Raw genomic sequence first — 20,938 nt, 5'->3', positions numbered from 1 at the left:
GTGCCTGACCGCGGCCGGCCGGGAGCGTTCGCGTCAGATGCGGACCGACCAGCCGAACGGGTCCTCGGCGCGGCCGCGCTGGATGCCGACGAGACGGTCGCGGATCTGGGCCGTGACCGGGCCCTCCGCGCCGCCGCCGATCGCGAACTCGCCGTCGTGCGAGCGGGCCCGGCCGATCGAGGTGATGACCACCCCGGTGCCGCACGCGAACGTCTCCAGCAGCGAGCCGTTCGAGGCGTCCGTGCGCCACTCGTCGACCGAGTACGGCCGCTCCCGCACGGCCCAGCCGCGGTGCCGGGCGAGCGTGAGGACCGAGTCGCGGGTCACGCCGGGCAGGATCGAGCCGTTCAGCGGCGGGGTCACCAGGACCGGGGCCTCGGCCGAGCCGTAGACGAAGAAGAGGTTCATGCTGCCCGACTCCTCGATCCAGCGGTGCTCGACCGCGTCGAGGAACACCGTCTGGTCGCAGCCCGCGTCCTGGGCCTGGGCCTGGGCGCGCAGGCTCACGGCGTAGTTGGCGGCGGCCTTCACGTGGCCCGTCCCGCCCGGCGCGGCCCGCGAGTAGTCCTGCGAGATCCAGACGGTGACGGGCTTGGCGCCGCCGGAGAAGTACGCGCCCGACGGGGAGGCGATCACCGCGAAGAGGTACTCCGACGACGGCCGGACCCCCAGGAACGGGTCCATGGCGATCATGAACGGGCGCAGGTAGAGGCTCTGCCCCTCGCCCGCCGGCACCCAGTCCCGGTCCGCCTCGACCAGGGTCCGGACCGCCTTGAGGAACAGCTCCTCCGGCAGCGCCGGCATCGCCAGGCGGTCGGCGGTCGCGTTCAGCCGGCGCGCGTTGGCCTCGGGGCGGAACAGCCCGATGCCGCCGTCCGGCAGCACGTACGCCTTCAGCCCCTCGAACAGCTCCTGGCCGTAGTGCAGCGCCGCGGTGGCCGGGCTGAGCGAGAGCGGCCCGAACGGGATCAGACGGGCGTCCCGCCACCCCTCGCCCTCGGCATACCGGATCGTGACCATGTGGTCGGTGAAGACACGGCCGAACCCGGGATCGGCGAGCAGGGCCGCGCGCTCGGCGGCCGGGCGGCGCTCGGCCGGGACGATGTCGAATTCGAACATTCCGGAACTGTATTCGGATCCTGAACGATCCCTAAGCTCCATCCCGGGGACTGGTCGGTAACAACCACTCAGAAGAGATTGGCCGGGGGCGGGGGCGAGGGGGTCGCGGTCGCGTCGGTCACCACGCGGGCGCCCGCGATCAGGTCGGTCAGGTCGTCGCCGGCCACGAGCCGGACCGGGAACGGGTCCGCCGCGCCGGCCCGGGCCAGCGTCGCCGCCGGGATGCGCCCGGGCGAGGCCGCGGCCGCCAGGATCACGTTGCCGAAGCGGCGCCCGCGCAGCACCGCCGGCTCGGCGAGCAGGAGCACCTCGCCGTACACCCGCCGCAGCGTGGCCGCCTGGCCGCGGGCGAAGGCGAGCCCGGAGCCGTCGGCCAGGTTGGCCACGTACACCCCGTCCGGGCGCAGCAGCCGCGCGGCCGCGGTCAGGAACTCCAGCGACGCCAGGTGCGCGGGCACCCGCGCCCCGCCGTAGACGTCGGCGATGACCAGGTCGAAGCGGCCCGGCGCGAGCGACTCGACCGCCTCCCGCGCGTCGGCCGCGCGGACCCGGATGTCGGCGCCGCGGGGCAGCGGCAGCTCGCGGCGGACGAAGTCGATGAGCGCCGCGTCGCGCTCGACCACGCGCTGGGCCGAGCCGGGCCGGGTCGCCGCCACGTACCGCGGCAGGGTCAGCGCCCCGCCGCCCAGGTGCAGCACCGACAGCCGGGCACCGGCCGGGGCCATCGCGTCGATGACGGAGGCGATCCGGCGCATGTACTCGAAATCGAGCCGCCGCGGATCCTCGAGATCCAGGGCGGACTGGGGGTAGCCGTCCAGCAGCAGCGTCCATCGCCCGGGGCGGCCGTCGTCGGGGCACAGCTCCGCGACGCCGCCGTCGACCTGCTCCACGATCCCCGTCTCGCGCTTCCGCCCGCCCACCCGGCAATCTTGCCTTGGCCCCCTGCCCGCCGCCCTTTCGGGACGCGGGCAGGGGGCCGTCGCCGGCGTCCGTCAGCAGCGGAATGTCGCCGGGGCCGCGTTCGGCCCCCACGGCACGGTCCCGACGAGCAGGACCGTGGTCTGCTGGCCCGGCTTCAGCCGCGAGTCCCGCGGCGCCAGCTCGACATCCGCGGCGGTCTGCTTCGCCGTGCCGTTCACGGCCAGCTCGACCTTCTGCGTGCCGGTGTAGGCGAAGCGCACCCGCACGTCGTTCAGCGTCTGCCGGCCGGTGTTGCTGATCGTGGCCTGCGCGATGTAGACGCCGCCGAGGTTCAGCACGGTGCTGTACCGCACCGAGCACCCCGACGCCGCCGGCGCGCCGCCCTCGCCCTGGTCGGCCATGAACGAGGCCACCCACGACAGCGTCGAGTTCCAGTTGATCGCGATCTCGTTGGTGGAGTACGAGTTGATGTCGTCGACGTAGCAGAACTGCGGCGCGCAGCCGGGCAGGAGCTTCTGCGCGAGCGGGTCCTGCAGGTTGGAGTTCGGGCCACCCGCGAGGGAGCCCGCCGGCGGGTGCGGCAGCGCCGCGTTGAGCTGGTGCGCGAAGATGCGCGTGTGCTGGTTCTGTGACGCGCGCTCGCCGTAGCCGGTGACGTAGGACTGGTTGAGCGCGTTGCGCCCGAGCAGGTAGTCCATGCCGGTCGCGACCCCGTCACGGAAGTCCGCCGACCCGGTCAGGTCGTAGGCGGTCGCGATGACGACGAGGTTGTTGAGCACGGCGCTGTTGGAGCCCCACTCGTACTTGCCGGAGCTCGGCGCGTACGCGATGCCGTACGGGTTGGCGCGCACGGTCGCGAGGTACCCCTTCGCGCCGTTCACCACGGACTGGCGCACCCGGTCGCGGTCCGGCAGCCCGTTGGGGACGGTCGCCAGGTCGAGCCGGCCCAGCGCCGCGGTGAAGCCCCAGCTGAAGCCCTCGGGCTTGAAGACGTCCGCGGTGTGCCACTTCGAGCTCGTGACCGCGTCGCGGTACACCTTCTCGCCCGTGCTGATGTAGAGCTCGGCGGCCGCCCAGTAGAACTCGTCGGTGACGTCGCTGTCGTCGTACGCGCCACCGCCGTTGCTGTCGCTGCCGGGCGCGTAGACGGCCGGATGGGCCACCGCCGCCGCGTACGCCGCCTTGGAGGCCGCGAGCAGCCTGGCCGCGAACGCCTTGTCGTACGGCGCGAAGAGCCGGGCGCCCTGCGCCGCCGTGGCCGCGAGGTTCAGCGTCGCCGCGGTCGACGGCGGGTGCAGCTCGCGCGGCTGCGGGTCGGCGGCCGGGTCGAGCGGCAGGCCGGTCCAGTTCTGGTCGTGCACCTTGTGGTGCACCATGCCGGCCAGCGGCTGACCCGCGGGCACCTGCATGCGGAGCAGGAACTCGAGCTCCCAGCGGGCCTCGTCGAGCACGTCGGGCACCTGGTTGCCGTGCTCCGGCAGGCGCAGCGAGCCGTCAGCGAGGTCCTGCGGCTTGGCGCTGGACGCGACCTTCGAGCGCTCGAAGGTGCTCATCAGCTGGTACACCGCGATGCCCCCGTTGACCACGTACTTGCCGTGGTCGCCGGCGTCGTACCAGCCGCCGCGCACGTCCAGCCGGTAGTCGCACACGCCCGTCTGGCACGGCACGTCGGTGTCGCCCTGGTTCGGCCCCACCCCGAGGTGCCCGGCCTTGCGGCCGTATCCGGGCGCGATCGCGTCGGAGATCTCGATGCCGCTGCGCTGCACGTAGAACCAGGACAGGGCGTCGGCGCGCAGCTGCTCGTAGGAGGCGTTCGCGCCGATGTCGAAGGGCACGCTGGTCTCGCCGTCGGCGGTGAGCGTGAATCCCTTCCCCTGGGTCTTGTACTGCGAGAAGTCGGCCGTCTGCACGTTCTGCCCGCTCGTGGCGTCGAGGCCGCGCGGGGTCGTGTTCCCGCTGGCGACGACGGTGCCGGCCGCGTTGCGCAGCTGCCAGGGCAGGGCCGCGGTGGCCTCGGTCACGACGGTGGCCTGCTTCGGGCCGTTGGCGAGATACCCGACCTGGTTGACCCGCACCCGCGGGCCGGTGTCCGGCACGTACACGGGCGGCGGTGCCCCTCCCTGCAGCGAGACGTTGTCGACGCAGAACTGGTAGGCCGACGCGCTGCCGCCGACCTGGAACGCGACCTGCCCGCCGGTGGTGTCGGCGGCCGCGGTGAAGGTGTAGCTGAAGTCCTGCGGCTGCGGTGTGAGCTGCGGGGCCTCGGAGATCTCCTGGGTGTACGGCGGGTCCGCGAGCTGCACGTTCGCGCGCACGGTGACGGGGACGGACGCGCTGGCCGAGAAGGCGAGCCGGTACGACTCGCCGGCCTGCAGGGTGATCGCGTTCTGCCCGATGATGGCGTCCCACGGGTTGGTGGTGCCCGCGGGAATGTTCGCGCAGAGTCGCCCGTCAATGACCGAGGCCGGCGAGTTGCCGGTCCACCACCACGGGTCGGTGCCGTTGTCGAAGGTTCCGTTGATGACCTGTTCCGCTGGATCGGCGTGGGCCACGGAGGCACTCAGCGGGACGACCAGCAAAGCCGCCGCAATGGCGATGGGTAATTTGCGCTGCACGGACACCCCTTTGGCGGAAAAGATGTGGGAGCGTTCCCAAGGTGTCGCAGCACGGCGGGGCTGTCAAGATGTGAAGCGCTTCAACGCTTCACAGTGGGCAGGATGTACCAGATCCCGATGAAAGCTGCAGCGAACGCGGCGCTCACGCCGACGGCCCAGGACATTCCGACGACCACCTGAAAGATCAGGAAAATCGCGCCGACGATCGAAAGCCACAGAAACAACAATCCGACGCCGGCGAGATTGCTGCTCGTCGCCACCAGTTGTCCCTTGCGGCCCCGGCGGAAGAGAATGCGATGGTGACTCACCGGCGCGATGAGGAACAGCGTGGCGAGGCCGGTGCACAGGATCGTGACGATGTAGGTGGCCTTCTGTCCCGGGGTCACCTCGGCGAATCGCTGGTTGAACGGCAGCGTCAGCAGGAACGCGAAGAGGATCTGCACGCCGGTCTGCGCGACGCGCAGCTCCTGGAGCAGTTCCGTCCAATTCCGGTCGAACCGCTCGTCCCGCGTCTCCCCGCGCCGGTCCCTCGGCTCCTCGCGATCGGCCATGCGGGTCCAATTACCCACCGGAACAACCGGACGAACCTGGCGGTTTGGCTCGTCCTGCGCCGGTGCCGCACGCGTGCGGCCATGTCGGGGCTGTGCAACCGCGCACGCTCGGCTTATCGTCGCGACGTGAGTGCCCCCTTCGATGAGCTGACCGCCGGACGCCGCGCGTGGATCGCGCGCGCCGGCCTCGCCGAGCTCGCCGCCACCATCGGCCGCCCCGGCCGGGCGGCGGTCACCGAGCGCCCCGACCTGCTCGCCCGGGTCGACCAGCACGCGGCCGCGATCCGCGACTCGCTCGGCGGGGCGCTGCTCGACCCGGTCGCGCTGGCCGGCTACTCGGCGGCGATCCGCGACGCGGCCCGGGATGCCGGAGACCCGCTCGAGGACTGGTCGCGCCCGTCGTGGGCGATGCTGCGCCTGCTCGCGGTGTGCAGCCTCGTTCCGTGACCTTCCCGGCCCGAGGCCGCACACCGCGGCGGTCGCGCTACTTGAGGATGCGCTTGTCGGCGTGCAGGTCGTCGGCCAGGCGGATGGTGATGAACTCGTCGTTGTCCGGCTGACCCGGGGTGCGGCCGCTGGAGAACGGGAAGTTGTTGTCGTTCACCACGCCCAGCGTGCGGTCATCGAGGATCACGACGTCCTCGATGGTCTGGAACGGGAAGGTGAACACGTCGGCCGGGCCGAACAGGTGGCGCGGGTCGGCGATGTTCATGAGGTCCGCGACCAGCTTCTTGTCCATCTTGCCGTCGCGGTTGCGGTCGCGCTTGTCGGCCAGGTAGATCCGCTTGAGCTTGGCCGTGGCGCCCTGGCCCTGGTCGCGCTCGATGATGAGGAACCGGTCGTCGTCGACGGCGATCGCGTCGCCGATCGAGTTGCTCGGGTCCTCCAGCTGGTAGGTCCAGACCTTGCCGGTGTACTTCTGCCGGGCCACGTCGAACTCGTTGAACCGCAGGCTGCCGGCCGGGTCGCCGGCGACCGTGCCCTCCAGCAGCGGGTAGAGCGTGCGCCCGTCCGGCGACAGCGCCATGCCCTCGAAGCCCTTGCTGCTGCCCAGGTTCGGGTTGCCCTCGGGGTTCTCCGGCGCGCGCACGCCCGGCAGCGAGATCGGGGCCTGCAGCAGGCGCCCGGCCCGGTCGAAGTGCAGCAGGTACGGGCCGAACTCGTCGCCGATCCAGTACGAGCCGTCCTTGACCCGCTGGATCGACTCGATGTCGAAGTCGGCGCCGGTGAGCACCCGGTCCTTGCGGGTCAGCGCGAAGGGCACGAAGTTGTTCGGGTCGGTCAGGTTGATGCCGCCGACCACGTCCACCGTCTTCTTGCCGTAGTCCGGCGCGACGCGGTGGATGCGCAGCACGAAGTCGCCGCTGTTGGCCTTGTTGCCGTAGCCGTTGTCGGAGATGACGTCGAACGTGCCGTCGCCGTTCTTGAGGATGCCGCTGAAGCCCTGAACGGGCTGGTCGTCGAAGGGCGGGGTGATGCCGTTGGACGGGGTGCCGCCCAGCAGCGCGCCGGACGGGTCGCTCGCGGAGACGAACGTCGCCGCCGGCAGCATCGCCCAGCCGGTGAGGGTGGCCCGGCCTTCATGACCTTCGTGAGCGGCGGCACTCGGCGCCGTCAGGGAAAGCGCCAGCACGCCGACGCCCACGCCGAGACCGACGCGTCGAAGATTCTTCATGCGCCCGGACGCTAAGCAGGCACGGTGAACCGCTCCTAGACTTTCTGTGTCATCTGCCCGAGCAGCGTATGTAGGCGGTCGACGATGCCCGGGCCATCGGTGATCTTGCCGCTGTCGACGTAGTAGACGAACGACGCGCGCAGCACCAGGTCGCCGTCGTACGTCTCGACGTACGCCTGGCTGTCATCGAAGAACGAGAACGTCGTCGCGTCCACGCCCTTGGCGTCCTTGGCGGCGGCCTTGTCGAAGTCGACCTGCTCGGCCGCGGCCATCGACGGGCGCATCACGCTCAGGAAGATGTAGAACGCACCGGACGAGCCGTCGACGGCACACGCCTTGAGGCTGTCGGTGTCGCGGCGCTCCTTGCCGGCGGGGCTCTCGCCGAGCGCGGCCTTGTACTGCTCATCGCCGGCGAGCGAGCACACGTCGATGTGGTCGTAGGCGCCCGCGTTGGACTTCGCCTCGGGCGGGGCGGCCGCCTTGTCCTCGCCGCAGCCGGCGAGCACCAGCATGGTGCCCGCCAGCAGCAGCGCTCTGCGAACGGTGAGGGTCACTCGTGCTTTCTACCCGCTCGGCGACCCCGGTTTCCAGGCTCGCGGGTTCGGCTGTTTCTCAGACTCGGCTTCTCGGACGCGGCTTCTCAGACGCGGCTTCTCAGACGCGGCTTCTCAGACGCGGCTTCTCAGACGCGGCCGAAGTCCTGCGTCCAGTACGGGGTGCCGTCGGTCTTGTAGGCCAGGCCGACGCCGACCGCGACGCTCTGGCAGTTGAGGATGTTGGCCCGGTGACCGGGGCTGTTGATCCAACCCGTGACCACGTCCTGGGCCGTGCGGTAGCCCCACGCGATGTTCTCGGCCGAGGCCCCGGTGGTGTAGCCGGCGGCCGCCTCACGCTGCACGAAGTTGCTGCCGTCCGAGCCGGTGTGGTCGAAGTAGTTCTTCGTCACCATGTCGGTGCTGTGCGCCCGCGCGGCCGTGACCAGGCGCGCGTCGATGCGCAGCGCCCCGCAGCCGTTGGCCTGGCGGTAGTTGTTCGTGAGCGTCACGACCTCGTTCTCCATCGCGGCGTACTGCCCCGTGGTCGGCGTGGTCGTCACCGGCGTGGCCGGCTTCGTCGGTGTGGTCGTCGGCGTCTTGGTGGGCGTCTTCTTCGCGGCCGACTTCTTCTTCTTTTTCTTCTTCGACGTGTAGGAGGTCTTGGCGGCCGCGTCGTCCGCGGCCTGCGCACCCACAGCCTCGACGACGTGCGCGACACCGGCCGAGACGGGCGCGCCGGCCGCGAGGGCCTGTGGTCCGGTGGTCGTGACGAGCGCGAAGCCGAGCGGCGCCGCGATGAGGGCGGCGGCGATGGTGGTGGCGCGGCGGGCGAACCGGGTCACTGTACGTAGGCCTTCCATTCGGGAACAGGTGAGGTCGGACGCACTGGGTATCGGGCCCGTCACACCCGGCCTGAGCTGGTCAACCGACAGGCAACGCGCGGCAACCGACCGGCTACCCGTGCGGAGCATTCCCTAGTGGGAGGGGCGCGCGATTTCGGTCAAAGGTTGGAGGGCGAGGTGGCCGGGCATTTCTACGGTTGAGGTACACATCGACGAAGGAGCGAGGTTATGTCCAGTCTCGTCAGGCCCCGTGACAACCGTTGGATCGCCGGCGTCTGCTCGGGCCTTGCCCGCCGCTTCGGCATCTCGCCCAACATCATGCGGCTGATCTTCGTCATCTCGTGCCTGCTGCCCGGCCCGCAGTTCGTGATCTACCTCGTGCTGTGGGTGCTGATGCCGGACGAGTCCAAGGCCCGCAGCTACAACTGAGCTCGCTCCTCTCCGCACCACAGGCGGGGTGGGGGTCCGGGGTGCGGCCCGGACCCCCACCCGTTCGCGCCCTTCTCTACCGCAGACGGGGCTCGCACGACTTATCGGATTTTTCGCCCGCCGGGGCATAGGTCCGAATATGACCTATCTTCGGGTTTGTCACCGCCCGTTCTCGGCGATGAGGGCGATTTGCGGTAATTCATCCTGCGCGGCAAACCGGCGTGTCGCGGCGTTTGGGAGCGGGCCGGGTCGCGCGGGGTGCGGGGCGGGTCCGGCGGTTCAGCCGGCTCCGCGACGGCCGAAGTCGGTGGCATGTCCAACGACACGAGCTACACCGCAGCCGGCCCGGACGCCTTCGGGGACTACGCCGAGGCCACCCGGCGCAGCGTCGCCCGCTCGACGCTCAACGGCCTCATGACCTGGCTCGGCGAGGCCGGCCTGGCCGCGGCGCGCGAGTCCGCGGGCCTGCAGGCGACGATCGACCAGCACGCCGCCGCCGTACGCGACGCCCTCGGCGACCCCGAGCACGGCCCCGGCGCCGTCCCGCTCGCGGGCTACGCCACCGGCGTGCGCGATGCCCTCATCGAGGCCCAGTGGCAGCTGCCGCCGACGAGCGAGCTCGACTGGTCGGCCCTGGAGTGGCCCGCCCTGCGCCTGCTCGCGATCTGCTCGCTCGCCCGCGCGGGCGGCTTCGTCTAGCTTTCGGCCGTCCGCTGGCTTTCGGCCGCCCGCGCGCGCCCCGGCAGCAGCAGCGCGCACAGGGCACCCAGGACGCAGATGACGGCGGTGGCGATGAAAATTTCGCGGTACTCCGTCCGAAGCGCCCCCTGCAACGCCTCCTTGTAGGCATCCAGCAGCCGACGCTGCTCGTCCGGCGACTTGCCGAACACCAGCGGAAAGTTCAGGTGCGCCGTGAGTTCGTGGAAGCGGTGCAGCCCCCAGGCAGTGAGCCCCGCGACGCCGATCAGCATGCCCATCATCCGCGCCACGACCACCGCCGACGACGCCACCCCGTGCTGCGCCGACGGCGTGGCGCGCAGCACCGCGGCCGACAGCGGGCCGATCACGAGGCCGAGCCCGAAGCCGGCGATCACGAGGTCGGTGTCGAGCCGGGGCAGCAGCCCGAGATATCGCACGTCGAGGATGTTCGCGGGCCAGCCGGCCACGAGCACGTACCCGGCCGCGGCCACCACCAGCCCCGCCACCGCGACGACCCGCTCGCCCGCGCGCGACACCAGCCATCCGCCCAGCACGGCGCCGACCGGCAGGGCGATCAGGAACCTGGTCAGCACCAGCGTCCCCTGCACCCCGCTCCGCCCGAGCAGCGTCTGCGCCACCAGCTCCACGTCGACCAGCGTCACCATCAGCGCCGCCCCCGCGCAGAAGCTGGCCCCCAGCGCCGCGAAGAACGGCCGCCGCAGCGCCCCGCGCAGGTCGACCAGGCGCGTGCGGGCCCGCGCCTCCCACGCCACGAACAGCAGCGCCCCGACCCCGGCGCCGGTCAGCGCCCACCCGCCCCAGGGCGGCAGCACCGCGCGCTCGGGATCCGGGTTGTAGAGGCCCACCACCGCGGCACCGAGCGTCAGGGCCAGCAGCAGTCCACCCACAACATCGGTTTTCCGCTTCGGTACCCCCTGAGCCCGCCCCGGCAGCGCCACCCACACGAGCGCGATCGCGACCGCCGCGAGCGGGAGGTTGAGCCAGAAGATCCCCCGCCACGACCCGAAGAGGGCGGCGACCCCGACCCCGTACAGCGGCCCGAGCACGCTCCCGAGCTCCTGAGCCGCCCCGACCGCCCCGAGCACACCGGCCCGGCGCCGTTCGGCCCAGAGGTCCCCGGCCAGCGCGAGGGTGACCGGCAGCAGCGCGCCGCCGGCCAGGCCCTGCACGGTGCGCCCGGCGGTGAGCAGCCAGATGGAGTCCCCGGAGGCCGCGGTGAGCACCGACCCGCCCGCGAACCCGGCCAGGCACCCGACGATCACCGCCCGCCGCCCGAGCCGATCCGAGAGCGACCCGAGCAGGGGCATCCCGGCGATGTACCCGAGCAGGAACCCGGTCACCACGGGCGTCACGCGTTCGAGCCGGTTGGTCGCGATGTGCAGCGCGTCGAGGATGTCGGTCAGCACCCCCACGACCACGTACGCGTCCAAGGCCGCGAGCAACACCGTCGCCCCGCCGACCCCGATCGCCAGCCCCCGCCGAACCCGAACCCCGCCACCGGCAGCCGCACCCACTCCACCGCCTGGAGCCGAGCCCACTCCGCCGCCAGAAGTCGCACCCACGCCACCACCTGCCGCGCCCACGCCGCCACCACCCGCCGCACTCACGCCACCACCTGCCGCGCCCACGCCGCCACCACCCGCCGCACCCACGCCGCCACCACCTGCCGCACTCACGCCACCACCTGCCGCACTCACGCCGCCACCAGTCGCATCTGCAAAGCCGTCAGTCGCATCCGCTCCGCCGCCGGTTGCGCTCACGCCGCCGCCAGAAGCCGCACCCCCGCTCCCGTCGGCCGCGCTCGCACTGTCGCCGCCACCGCCGACGGCGCCAACCGCGTCGACCGCCCGCTCCTCACCGGCCGCGGTCACGCCTCGCTCACCGCCGACCCCCAACGGAAGCGAACCGCGTCCCACCGCCGGCAAGCGAAGGCGCACGCCCCCGACCAGCGCGAAGTCCGGCTCGCACCGGCAATACGGAAATGTCGGATATGTCGTGGCGCGAAGCGCCCGACATATCCCCGCCGCACGAGTCGACGGTGAGCCGCGGCGCGGGGCGGTCGGCGAACGGCATCGGGCGCGGCCTACTTCGGCGGCGTGATCGTCACGGCGGCGTCGAACTCGGTGAAGGTCACCGTCACCGTGCCGCCCTTCGCGTCACCGACGGCCGGAAGATCGAACGCGGCCTTCAGCAGTCGCTTGTTGTCCTTGGCGATCCACACCCGGCCCGGCGCCGCGCCGGTCACGCCGGGCACGATCTTGGAGAGGTTCTCGGCCGGGAACTTGGCGCTCACGCGGTAGGTCGCCTGGCCGTCGACGTTCTCCGAGGCCTCCGTCTTGCCGTCGGTCGCGGTGCTCAGCACCTTGGCGATGCCGCGCTCAGGATCGAGGATCGCCGACGGGTCGTAGACGGACGCGGCCAGGGCGAGCGGGATCTGCTGGTAGTCGCCGGTCGGGCCCTTGAGGTACATCGTCTGGCCCACGATCGTGAAGTTCAGGTCGGTCGCCGCGCCCATCTGCTCGATCTGCGCGGTGCCCTGGGCGTTGCCCTCCTTGGTCAGCACGCCCTCGGCGCGCTTGAGGGCGATGCCCGCGATCGTGCCGTCGGCGGCGATGAGGAACTTGGCGCTCTTGATCGCGCCCATCGCGGTCGAGGAGTCCTTGAGCAGCCCGTCGGCCGCCGGCAGGTTCGGGTCGGCCGAGGGGGCCGAGCTCTTCTTGTCGTCGGAGGAGCAGCCGGAGAGCGCGACGAGCGTGGCCGTCAGCGCGGCGATGCCGGCAACGAGCAGACCGGGGCGGGACTGGGTGCGGGACATACCGGCATGCTAGACCGGCCCCGGTAACAACTCGGTGAGCGCCGCTGAGCGCCCTCTCAGGCCGGCCCGCGGTCCAGGTCACGAACCCGATGGCGCCGACGAAGACGCGACACCGTTGAAGCGCCGAGACCGCCGAAGAGCGCGAGGACGTGACGAGACCGCCGAAGAGCCGCGGCCGGCGCGGCGATCAGGGGCGGCCGGCGAGGAGCTCGGCCACGGCACGGCCGGCCGCGGCCGTCGCGCCGAAGGTCGCGATGTGCACGTCGCCCAGCGGCGAGGCCGGGACGCCCATCTCGACGACGACGGCGTCAGGACGTACCGATAACGCGCCCTTCAAGGATTCCGTCATCCACTCGTAGCGGTGCGGGTCCCGCGCGACCAGCACGAGCGGCCGCCCGCAGGACGCCTCGAGGGCGTCGGGCAGGCCCGCCGACGACGACAGCCGCGTGCCCGTCGTGGCCGGCACCAGCTCCGCCAGCGGCGCGAGCAGGCCCCAGGGCGTCTCGGGGGCGATGGCGAGGTTGAGCTGGGGCTGGAACTCGATGACGTACGGCGCGGCGGCGAGCGGGAACGTCGCCTCCGGGGCCGAGATGCGCAGCGCGCGCCGGGCCGCGGACAGGCCCACGGCGGCCGCGCGCGGGTCCGGGGCGACCTTCGGGACCGCGAGCGACCAGGCGGCCAGGCGGGCGACCCGCGCGGCGGCGTCGGCGAGTCGCTCCTCGGCGAGCTCGCCGGAGCGGACCGCGGCGACGATCGCGTCGCGCAGCATGGTCGCGGTCTCCTCGTCCGCGTGCTCCCCGCCGACGCAGATGGCGTCGGCGCCGGCCGCGAGCGCGAGCACGGTGGCGTTGGCCAGGCCGTACCGGTCGGAGATGGCGCGCATCTCGATGCCGTCGGTGACGATGAGGCCGTCGAAGCCGAGCTCGCCGCGGAGCAGGTCCGTCATGATCTTGCGGCTGAGGGTCGCCGGGAGGTCGGGATCCAGCGACGGTACTCGCAGATGCGCACTCATCACCGCCTGCACGCCCGCGGCGATGGCGGCGCGGAACGGAATCAGCTCGACGGCCTCGAGGTCGGCGCGGCCGGCCTTGATCAGCGGTACGTCCAGATGGGAGTCGACGTTGGTGTTCCCGTGGCCCGGAAAGTGCTTGGCACAGGCCGCGACGCCGGCCTCCTGCAACCCGGTGATCCAGGCCGCGGTGTGCCGGGCCACGCGCTCGGGCTCGGCGCCGAACGCGCGCGAGCCGATGACCGGGTTGTTCGGGTCGTTGTTGACGTCGGCGTCGGGCGCGTAGTCGAAGGTGATGCCGGCCGCGGCGAGATCGCGCCCGATGTGGCCGGCCACCTCGCGGGTCAGGGCCGGGTCGTCGATCGCGCCGAGCGCGAGGTTGCCGGGCCAGGGGCTGCCGGTGTGCGCATCGAGCCGGGTGACATCGCCGGCCTCCTCGTCGATGGCGACGATGACGTCCGGCTTCTCGGCACGCAGGGCCGCGGTCAGCTCGGCGACCTGGTCGCGGTCGACCACGTTGCGGGCGAACAGCGCGACGCCGCCCAGCCCTTCGGCGAGGCGGCGACGAAGCCACGGCGGCGGCTCTTTGCCGACGAACCCGGGCTGGAGCACGGCGTCCGCCATGCTTCCGAGTTCGACCCCCGTGCGTGCGTCCATGCGTGACCACCCTTTCGCTTGGCGAAAATGGTCACATCACGGCTCGGTAATAGTCAAGAAACCTTCCAGTAGTTAACAGGCTCTTCCCAGTCCGGAATCACCCGTGCGGGCGGATGGTCCAGACCACCGTCATGGTCGTCGTGACGGCGCCGTCAGCCCGGGTGACCTCGATGGAAACCGGGAACTCGGGGCGCCCGCCGGCCTGCAACTCATCGATGACCTCCGACACCGGGCGGCCCAGCGTGGCCGTGGCGGCGACCGGGCCGCGGGCCAGCTTCGCGTACGCGATGTCCGAGCGCACCGCCAGCGGCGTGCCCAGGTGCAGGTGCGGGCCGAACGCGGCCATCACCACGGCGCCCGAGGCCGTCTCCCCGAGCGCGAACAGGGCCCCGGCGTGCGGGCCGGCCACGTGGTTGTGCAGGCGCTCCTCGTCCGGGAGCGTCGCGACCGCCCGGACGACGTCACCCTCGGCATCCAGATCGGTGATCTCGATGCCGAGGGTGCGCGCGAACGGTACGGCCGCGATGAGGTTCTCGCCGAGCGTCTTCGAGTCCAGGGTCATGCCGCGATGTTACCGGCGGGTAGCAACAGCGGGATCAGGAGAACAGCCGACCGACGGCCCGCACGATCTCGACGTAGAAGTTGCCCTCGATCTGACGGAAGATCTGGAACGGCTCGTCCGGCGAGCCGAAGAACGGCCGCAGCGTCCAGGCCAGCTGCGTGCCCACGAAGCCGAACAGCAGGATCCACACGTTGAGCAGGGTCATGCTGGCCGGCCGCTCCCCCGGCGCCAGCTGCTCGACCGGTCGCGGTTGCGGAAGGTGATGGATCTGCCGCACGCCCGGCGCCAGCGGCAGGAGCTCGGGCGGCTCCACGATCGTCGCAACGAGACCATTGGGCTGAGGCTGGGGCTGAGGCTCGGGTGGCGCGGGAACGGCGGACACCGGGGTGACGACCTCGGCTTCGGCCTCCTCGGTCGAAGCCTCAGCCGGGGCGGCGAGCGCGGCCAGGGCGGCCTCTTCGCGCTCCTCCTCCCGGCGCCGGGCCTCGGCCAGGGCCGCGGTGTGCTCGTTGAGCGACCGCATGCCGCTGGTCAGGAACCGCAGGCCGACGAACGCGGTCATGGTGAGGATGCCGACGTTCAGGATCTTGTAGAAGTCGTAGCTGAACGCGGTGATGAGGAAGAACAGGCTGATCGGTGCGAATGCGAGCGAGAGCACCGACGTCACGGTGATCGTGACCATGACGAGCGACAATGCCTGCTTCACCTGGAGCCGGGCGCCGAAGACCAGGTTGAACAGGTACAGCGTGGGCAGGCAGATCGCCAGCGTCATGAGGAACAGCAGCGGCAGCTTCACCGCCGAGATCGCCGCCATCGCGACGCTGTGGGACGCCCCAAGCACGGCTCCGTAGCAGGCCAGGGCTACTACGGAGCTGTACAGCATCTGCCGGGTCAGCTTGCCGAGCTCGCGCTCCTCACCGATCTGCCGCCAGATGCCCTCGCGGTCGCGCAGGATGCGCTCGATGATGAGCAAGCCGGAACTGGATTCGCCATAGGCTGCCATCGGCGCAGGCTATGTGATGCCAGTCACTCAGCGCCACCCCACGTCGATGCGCTGTCCCCTTTCGTCGAAAAAGTGCAGAGCTTCCATGCGCACAGCGACGGTCAATGGATGACCGTGCGTCACATTCGGGTAGGGCGCCAGGCGCACGGCGAGCTCGGCCGGGCGCCGGTGGTGCCGGCCCGGGTCGCTCAGCACGCTCTCGCGGTTCTGCGGCCGGCGCTGGGTGCCGCCGCGGCCGTTGACGCCAGCCCCGACGAGCTCGTCCTCGCCGCCGCGCCCGGTGATCTTGCTGACGAACCGGCGCAGCCCGCCACCGTTGATCGGGATGTCGGTCGGCGGCTTGCCGATCTCGTCGACGATCACGGCGGTCGCGCCGATGTCGAGGAACGCCAGCGACTCGTGGCCGTGGTGCTCGAGATAGCGGATGCGGCCCCGCAGCACGTCACCCGTGGTCGAGTCCGGCACCGGGGTCAACGCCTCCGCCCGCACCCCGATGACGATGCGCTCGCCGTGGAAGTGCGCGACCTGGCGCGAGCGCAGGTCGTTCCACGGCAGGTGCAGCACCTGGTCGCCCATGTGCAGGGCGATGTGGCGGTCGAGGTGCACGTAGACCTCGGCCTCGAGCAGGTTCATGCGCGGGCTGCCGAGGAAGGCGGCCACGTAGAGGGTCGCCGGGCGGCCGTACACCTGCGTCGGGGTGCCCACGTCCTGCAGGACGCCCTTGCGCAGGATCGCCACCCGGTCGGCCATGGTCAGCGCCTCGGCCTGGTCGTGCGTGACGTAGATCGTCGTGACGCCGAGCTCCCGCACCAGACCCGAGATCTCGGCCCGCAGCTCGGCGCGCAGGCCGCTGTCCAGGTTCGACAGCGGCTCGTCCATGAGGAACAGCTTCGGCCGCCGCACGATGGCCCGCCCCATCGCGACCCGCTGCCGCTGACCACCGGAGAGCTGGCCGGGCTTGCGCGCGAGCACGTCGCCGATGCCCAGCGCGCTGGCCACCTCCGCGACCTGCTCCGCCCGCGGCTCGGGCTCGATGCCGGACAACCGCAGCGGGAAGCCGATGTTCTCGCCGACCGTCATGTGCGGGTAGAGGGCGAAGTCCTGGAAGACCATCGCGACCCCGCGCTCCCGCGGCGGCAGGTCGTTGGCCAGTTCCCCGTCCATGATGATCGCGCCGGAGGTGGGGTCCTCCAGCCCGGCCACCATGCGCAGCAGCGTCGACTTCCCGCAGCCGCTGGGACCGAGGAGCACCATGAACTCGCCCTGTCCCACGTCCAGGTTCACTCGGTCGACGGCAACCGTGCCGTCGGCGAAGACCTTCATAACATCTTTGAGTGCGACGGTAGCCACCGTCACCTCCACCCCAGGTCAGCAATTCGCGGTTCGGCCAGTTACCCCGAGTCAAATACTGTGATGAGGGGCACGCAAGTTGGTCCATCGGGTAAATGACCAGTGTTCAAGGCGTTACCGCGCAACTACTGTCGCGAAATTTTCCTGGTGGGTGCCGGGATCACCCCGCCGGGAAGTTCACCGTTACCGATGAGTATCCCAGGGCGCCCAGGAACTGCTGCAGCATCTTGCGCGTGTTGTCCTCGGCGCGTTTCTGCAGGCCAGCATCCTTGGCGGCGTCGCCGATCTTCTGCTCGGCGAGCTTGTAGACCTCCTGCAGACGGTTCGGGTCCGAACTGAAGGCGTCGCCGATGCGGTTGAAGACCCCGCGTTCCTCCTGGTAGACGTAGCTGTGGTCGTTGTCGATCCGGACCGGCCGCAGCTGCGGGGCGGGCAGGTTGATCTCGGCCGTGCGACGGTCCTCGGACTCCTTCACCGCGCCCTGGCCGATGCTGGAGAAGTCGACGTAGACCTCGACCGAGCCGGCCGCGACGAACAGAATGCGCTCGTTGAGCAGAAAGTCCGGGATGTACTTGCGGTCCTTCTGCACGTCGACGATGACCTGAAAGTTCCCCTCGGCCGCGACGAACTGGTTGAGGTCCTGCACGGACTTCAGCAGCGCGGGGCCGGAGCGGTCGGTCTGCTCCTGCGCGAAGGGGTTCTTCAGGCCGGGGAACAGCCCGATGGTCTTCGCGCCGAGCACGAGCGCGACGACGAGACCGATCGCGGCCACGAGCCAGAACAGCCCGCGCATCGCGCCGCCGCCCTGCTTGACGATCACCGGCTGGGGCGGGTCGGCGGGCCTGCGGTCGTCGCGCGGGTCGAGCCGGTCGCCGATCTCCAGACGGCTCCCGGGGCCCGATGCAACCTCGGGATATTCGGAGGTCTTCGACTCTTCGTTGTCGGCCATGCTGACGGCTCCCGGGTGCGGAGGATCTACCTACCGCTAACGGTAAGGGGATCGGTAAAGCGCCGCGAATCGATCTCAGGCGAACGCGGCGAGCCCGGTGAGGCGCTGCCCGATGACCAGCTGATGGATCTCCGAAGTTCCCTCGTACGTGAGCACCGTCTCCAGATTCGCGGCGTGGCGCATGATCGGGTACTCCGCGCTGATGCCGTTGGCGCCGAGGATCGTGCGGCACTGGCGGGCGATGCCGAGCGCCTCCCGCACGTTGTTCAGCTTGCCCACACTGACCTGCTCGGGCCGCAGCCGCCCGGCGTCGGCGAGCCGGCCGAGGTGCAGGGCGAGCAGGTACCCCTTCTGCAGTTCCACCGCCGCGTCGGCGAACTTGGCCTGGGTCAGCTGGAACCCGGCGATCGGCCGGCCGAACTGCTCGCGGGCGCCGGCGTAGTCCAGCGCGGTGTGCAGGCTGTCCCGCGCGGCCCCGAGCGCGCCCCACACAATGCCGTAGCGCGCCTCGGTCAGGCAGGACAGCGGCGCCTTCAGCCCGCGCGCGAGCGGCAGCTGGGCCGAGGCGGGCAGCCGGACCTCGTCGAGGAAGATCTGCCCGGTGCAGGAGGCCCGCAGCGAGAGCTTGTGGTGCACGACCCGCGCGCTGAATCCGGGGGTGTCCGTCGGTACCGCGAAGCCGCACACCCCGTCGTCGGTGCGCGCCCACACGACGGCCACGTCCGCGACAGGCGCGTTGGTGATCCACATCTTGCCGCCGCTGAGCACCCAGTCGTCGCCGTCGCGCCGGGCCCGGGTGGTCATCGAGGCCGGGTCGGAGCCGTGGTCGGGCTCGGTCAGCCCGAAGCACCCGATCGCGTCGCCGGCCGCCATCCGGGGCAGCCACTCGGACTTCTGCTCCTCGGACCCGTACTTCCAGATCGCGAACATCGCCAGCGACCCCTGCACCGACACGAGGCTGCGCACGCCCGAGTCGCCGGCCTCGAGCTCCAGGCACGCCAGCCCGTAGGCCACGGCGCTGGCACCGGCGCACCCGTAGCCCTCCAGGTGCATGCCGAGCAGCCCCACCCCGGCCAGCTCCTTGGCCAGGTCGCGGACGGGCACCTCGCCGCGCTCGTACCACTCGGCCGCGTTGGGCCGGACGTGATCGTCGACCACCCGGCGCACGAGCGCCCGGATCGCCAGCTCCTCCTCGGAGTGCAGTCCGTCGATGTCGAGCAGGTCGAGGGGGCGCGCCGGCGTCGTCGTCACGCCCCCAGAATATGCACTAAGCCTGCAAAACCCGTGCGTGGATCGATGTCCTCTGCTGCAAGGCGGCCCGCAGCGCGCGGTGCAGGCCGTCCTCCAGGTAGAGCGCGCCCTCCCACTGCACCACGTGCGGGAACAGGTCGCCGTAGAACGTCGAGTCCTCGGCGAGCAGGTGGTCGAGCGCCAGCTCCCGCTTGGTGGTGATGAGCTGGTCAAGCCGCACCGGGCGCGGCGGGATCTCGGACCACTGCTTCAGTGTGAGCCCATGCTCCGGATACGGCCGACCCTCACGGACCGCCTTGAAGATCATGAACGCGTCACCCCCCTGACCGTGCCAGGGTACCGACTGGGTGCGACAGAAACCGCGTCACGAGCCTGCCTGGTTACCCCAATTCCCGTGGTGCGTAACACTCGGTGACTCCCGCCGGCCCCGCTTGAGCGACGCCGAGCGCGTGTCGGGCGCGCGGTACCCGAGCGTCATGGCCCCGATCGGCGTGTATGCCTCCGGGACGCCGAACTCGGCCCGGAACTGCGGGATCCGATCCGGCGTGATGCCGAAGAAGCACGAGCCCAGCCCCTCGTCCACCGCGCCGAGCAGCACCAGCAGGCTCGCCATCCCGGTGTCGATGTGCCAGTACGGCACCGGCCACCGGGCCTCGTCCCGGTCCGTCCAGCCCTTGTCCGGCTGGGCGTAGCGGTCGAGGTAGGCGTCCCGGTGGCTCAGCGGCACGACGATGACGGGCGCCTTGGTCATGCCCTCCATCCAGCCCGTCGGCAGGTGCTCATCGGGCGTGGTGGCGGTCCAGAACCGCTCGACGTCCGCGGGGGTGTCGAGCAGCAGGAACTCCCAGCCCTGGGAGAAGCCCGCCGACGGGGCGTGCACCGCATACCCCAGCAGCCGCTCGACGATCTCCGCCGGGACCGGACGGTCGGGGTCGTAATTGCGCACCATCCGCCGCCGGCGGATCACCTCGGAGAGCTCCATGCCTGAAGCCTAGATCGCGCGGATCCCCCAGCTCCCACGCCAGGTCGAACCCGGCTCCAGCACGACGACGTCGCGGCCGGAGCGGAACGCGTCGGGCGGGCAGGTCATGGGCTCGATCGCCAGGGCCTTGCGCAGCCGGTCGGCGGGCAGCGTGTCGGAGGAGTACACCTGCCACCACGAGAAGGCGGCGTCGGCCCAGACGGTCACGCCGCGGCCGTCGGGCGCGGTGACGTCGACCTGCGAGCCGCCGTCGGCCGCCGCGTCCACGTCGCCGAAGGCCGTGTCGAGCACCGTGGCGCCGAGCCGGCGGCCGTCCACGAAGTCGTACTCGGTGCCCGCCACCCGGGCCGCGCCGATCGGCAGCAGCCGCGCGTCGACGAGCAGGCGGCTGCGGGCCGGCACGCGGAGGGTCAGCTCGTCCACGGGCACGCCCGGGACGAGGACGTACGGGTGCGTGGCGAGCCCGAACGGGGCCGCCCGGTCGCCGGTATTGGTGACCTCGTGCTCGGCGCGCAGCCCGCCCTCGCCGACCGACCAGGTGGTGCGCAGCCGAAGCGGCCATCCGTAGCCGGGCTGGGGCACCAGGTCGTGCTCGACGGTGATGCGGTCCTCGGCCACGTCCACGGCGGCCCAGCGGGCCCAGTTCACGAGGCCGTGGATGGCGTTGTGCCGCTCCGGCTCGGTCAGCGGCAGCTGCTGGTGCTCGCCCTCGAAGGCGAACTGCCCGTCGCGGATCCGGTTCGGCCAGGGGGCCAGCACCTGCCCGGCGGAGCCGACGGCGCGCTCGTGCTCCTCGTAGCCGGAGACGACCTCGCGCCCGTTCGAGGTGAAGGTGCGTACGCCACCGCCAACCTCGACGATGACGGCCTCCTGGCCGCCGGAGCGGATCGTCCACTGTGTACCCGAGGGGGCGTGCTGCAGCTGCGCTGCGGCGGCGGTTTCCATGAGCGTG

Annotated in this window: 21 protein-coding genes; 3 read left to right on the top strand and 18 right to left on the bottom strand. The window is 71.4% G+C overall.

Annotation, left to right across the window (positions count from 1 at the left end):
- Positions 1-33: 33 nt before the first annotated feature.
- From AC6JBM_RS46670 to AC6JBM_RS46655, 4 genes are all read right to left on the bottom strand, one after another.
- Positions 34-1,119: a branched-chain amino acid aminotransferase gene (locus AC6JBM_RS46670; protein ID WP_497980072.1), complete on the bottom strand. Its 1,086-nt coding sequence runs from the start codon at positions 1,117-1,119 to the stop codon at positions 34-36.
- Between the two features lie 68 nt (positions 1,120-1,187).
- Complete coding sequence (locus tag AC6JBM_RS46665) at positions 1,188-2,039, bottom strand: spermidine synthase (RefSeq protein ID WP_497980071.1); 852 nt, start codon at positions 2,037-2,039, stop codon at positions 1,188-1,190.
- A 72-nt stretch (positions 2,040-2,111) separates the two neighbouring features.
- Positions 2,112-4,655: a glycoside hydrolase family 9 protein gene (locus tag AC6JBM_RS46660; protein ID WP_497980070.1), complete on the bottom strand. Its 2,544-nt coding sequence runs from the start codon at positions 4,653-4,655 to the stop codon at positions 2,112-2,114.
- 80 nt (positions 4,656-4,735) lie between these two features.
- On the bottom strand, positions 4,736-5,206 hold the full coding sequence (locus AC6JBM_RS46655) for a DUF6328 family protein (protein ID WP_497980069.1): 471 nt from the start codon (positions 5,204-5,206) through the stop codon (positions 4,736-4,738).
- A 126-nt stretch (positions 5,207-5,332) separates the two neighbouring features.
- Between AC6JBM_RS46655 and AC6JBM_RS46650 the strand changes: the two genes are divergently transcribed.
- Entirely contained in the window at positions 5,333-5,653 is a 321-nt protein-coding gene (locus AC6JBM_RS46650; RefSeq protein ID WP_350619099.1) for a DUF6401 family natural product biosynthesis protein, read from the top strand.
- Between the two features lie 37 nt (positions 5,654-5,690).
- On the opposite strand, the gene AC6JBM_RS46645 is transcribed toward AC6JBM_RS46650, so the two are convergent.
- The 3 genes from AC6JBM_RS46645 to AC6JBM_RS46635 form a co-directional block, all read right to left on the bottom strand.
- Positions 5,691-6,881, bottom strand: coding sequence for an esterase-like activity of phytase family protein (locus AC6JBM_RS46645; RefSeq protein WP_497980068.1), 1,191 nt, complete (start codon positions 6,879-6,881; stop codon positions 5,691-5,693).
- A 35-nt stretch (positions 6,882-6,916) separates the two neighbouring features.
- Complete coding sequence (locus tag AC6JBM_RS46640) at positions 6,917-7,435, bottom strand: hypothetical protein (RefSeq protein ID WP_497980067.1); 519 nt, start codon at positions 7,433-7,435, stop codon at positions 6,917-6,919.
- A 128-nt stretch (positions 7,436-7,563) separates the two neighbouring features.
- Complete coding sequence (locus tag AC6JBM_RS46635) at positions 7,564-8,259, bottom strand: CAP domain-containing protein (RefSeq protein WP_497980066.1); 696 nt, start codon at positions 8,257-8,259, stop codon at positions 7,564-7,566.
- 228 nt (positions 8,260-8,487) lie between these two features.
- On the opposite strand from AC6JBM_RS46635, the gene AC6JBM_RS46630 reads away from it, so the two are divergent.
- Both AC6JBM_RS46630 and AC6JBM_RS46625 read left to right on the top strand, forming a co-directional pair.
- The gene (locus AC6JBM_RS46630) at positions 8,488-8,688 is read left to right on the top strand and encodes a PspC domain-containing protein (RefSeq protein WP_350619091.1); all 201 of its coding nucleotides are present in this window, start codon (positions 8,488-8,490) and stop codon (positions 8,686-8,688) included.
- Positions 8,689-9,000: 312 nt separating this feature from the next.
- The gene (locus AC6JBM_RS46625; RefSeq protein ID WP_350619089.1) at positions 9,001-9,387 is read left to right on the top strand and encodes a DUF6401 family natural product biosynthesis protein; all 387 of its coding nucleotides are present in this window, start codon (positions 9,001-9,003) and stop codon (positions 9,385-9,387) included.
- On the opposite strand, the gene AC6JBM_RS46620 is transcribed toward AC6JBM_RS46625, so the two are convergent.
- The 11 genes from AC6JBM_RS46620 to AC6JBM_RS46570 form a co-directional block, all read right to left on the bottom strand.
- Complete coding sequence (locus tag AC6JBM_RS46620) at positions 9,384-10,853, bottom strand: MFS transporter (protein WP_497980065.1); 1,470 nt, start codon at positions 10,851-10,853, stop codon at positions 9,384-9,386. The genes AC6JBM_RS46625 and AC6JBM_RS46620 overlap by 4 nt on opposite strands.
- 638 nt (positions 10,854-11,491) lie before the next feature.
- Positions 11,492-12,223, bottom strand: a complete 732-nt coding sequence (locus tag AC6JBM_RS46615; RefSeq protein WP_497980064.1) for an LppX_LprAFG lipoprotein — start codon at positions 12,221-12,223, stop codon at positions 11,492-11,494.
- 187 nt (positions 12,224-12,410) lie between these two features.
- The gene (locus AC6JBM_RS46610; protein ID WP_497980063.1) at positions 12,411-13,889 is read right to left on the bottom strand and encodes a glycoside hydrolase family 3 protein; all 1,479 of its coding nucleotides are present in this window, start codon (positions 13,887-13,889) and stop codon (positions 12,411-12,413) included.
- Positions 13,890-13,986: 97 nt separating this feature from the next.
- Positions 13,987-14,451 (bottom strand): DUF4442 domain-containing protein, encoded by a 465-nt coding sequence (locus tag AC6JBM_RS46605; protein WP_350619081.1) that lies wholly within the window; start codon positions 14,449-14,451, stop codon positions 13,987-13,989.
- 34 nt (positions 14,452-14,485) lie between these two features.
- Complete coding sequence (locus tag AC6JBM_RS46600) at positions 14,486-15,454, bottom strand: hypothetical protein (protein ID WP_497980062.1); 969 nt, start codon at positions 15,452-15,454, stop codon at positions 14,486-14,488.
- A gap of 27 nt (positions 15,455-15,481) precedes the next feature.
- Entirely contained in the window at positions 15,482-16,804 is a 1,323-nt protein-coding gene (locus tag AC6JBM_RS46595; RefSeq protein ID WP_433081048.1) for an ABC transporter ATP-binding protein, read from the bottom strand.
- Between the two features lie 160 nt (positions 16,805-16,964).
- Complete coding sequence (locus tag AC6JBM_RS46590; protein ID WP_497980061.1) at positions 16,965-17,753, bottom strand: DUF4230 domain-containing protein; 789 nt, start codon at positions 17,751-17,753, stop codon at positions 16,965-16,967.
- Between the two features lie 75 nt (positions 17,754-17,828).
- The gene (locus AC6JBM_RS46585) at positions 17,829-19,004 is read right to left on the bottom strand and encodes an acyl-CoA dehydrogenase family protein (RefSeq protein WP_497980060.1); all 1,176 of its coding nucleotides are present in this window, start codon (positions 19,002-19,004) and stop codon (positions 17,829-17,831) included.
- 16 nt (positions 19,005-19,020) lie between these two features.
- Complete coding sequence (locus tag AC6JBM_RS46580) at positions 19,021-19,311, bottom strand: type II toxin-antitoxin system VapB family antitoxin (protein WP_350619071.1); 291 nt, start codon at positions 19,309-19,311, stop codon at positions 19,021-19,023.
- 57 nt (positions 19,312-19,368) lie between these two features.
- Entirely contained in the window at positions 19,369-19,986 is a 618-nt protein-coding gene (locus tag AC6JBM_RS46575) for a nitroreductase family protein (RefSeq protein ID WP_497980059.1), read from the bottom strand.
- A gap of 9 nt (positions 19,987-19,995) precedes the next feature.
- Positions 19,996-20,931, bottom strand: coding sequence for an aldose 1-epimerase family protein (locus AC6JBM_RS46570; protein ID WP_497980058.1), 936 nt, complete (start codon positions 20,929-20,931; stop codon positions 19,996-19,998).
- Between the last annotated feature and the right edge of the window lie 7 nt (positions 20,932-20,938).

Source organism: Dactylosporangium thailandense, assembly GCF_059739745.1.
Note: the sequence above shows the minus strand (reverse complement) of the source record. Positions and strands in the feature narration are given on the sequence as shown.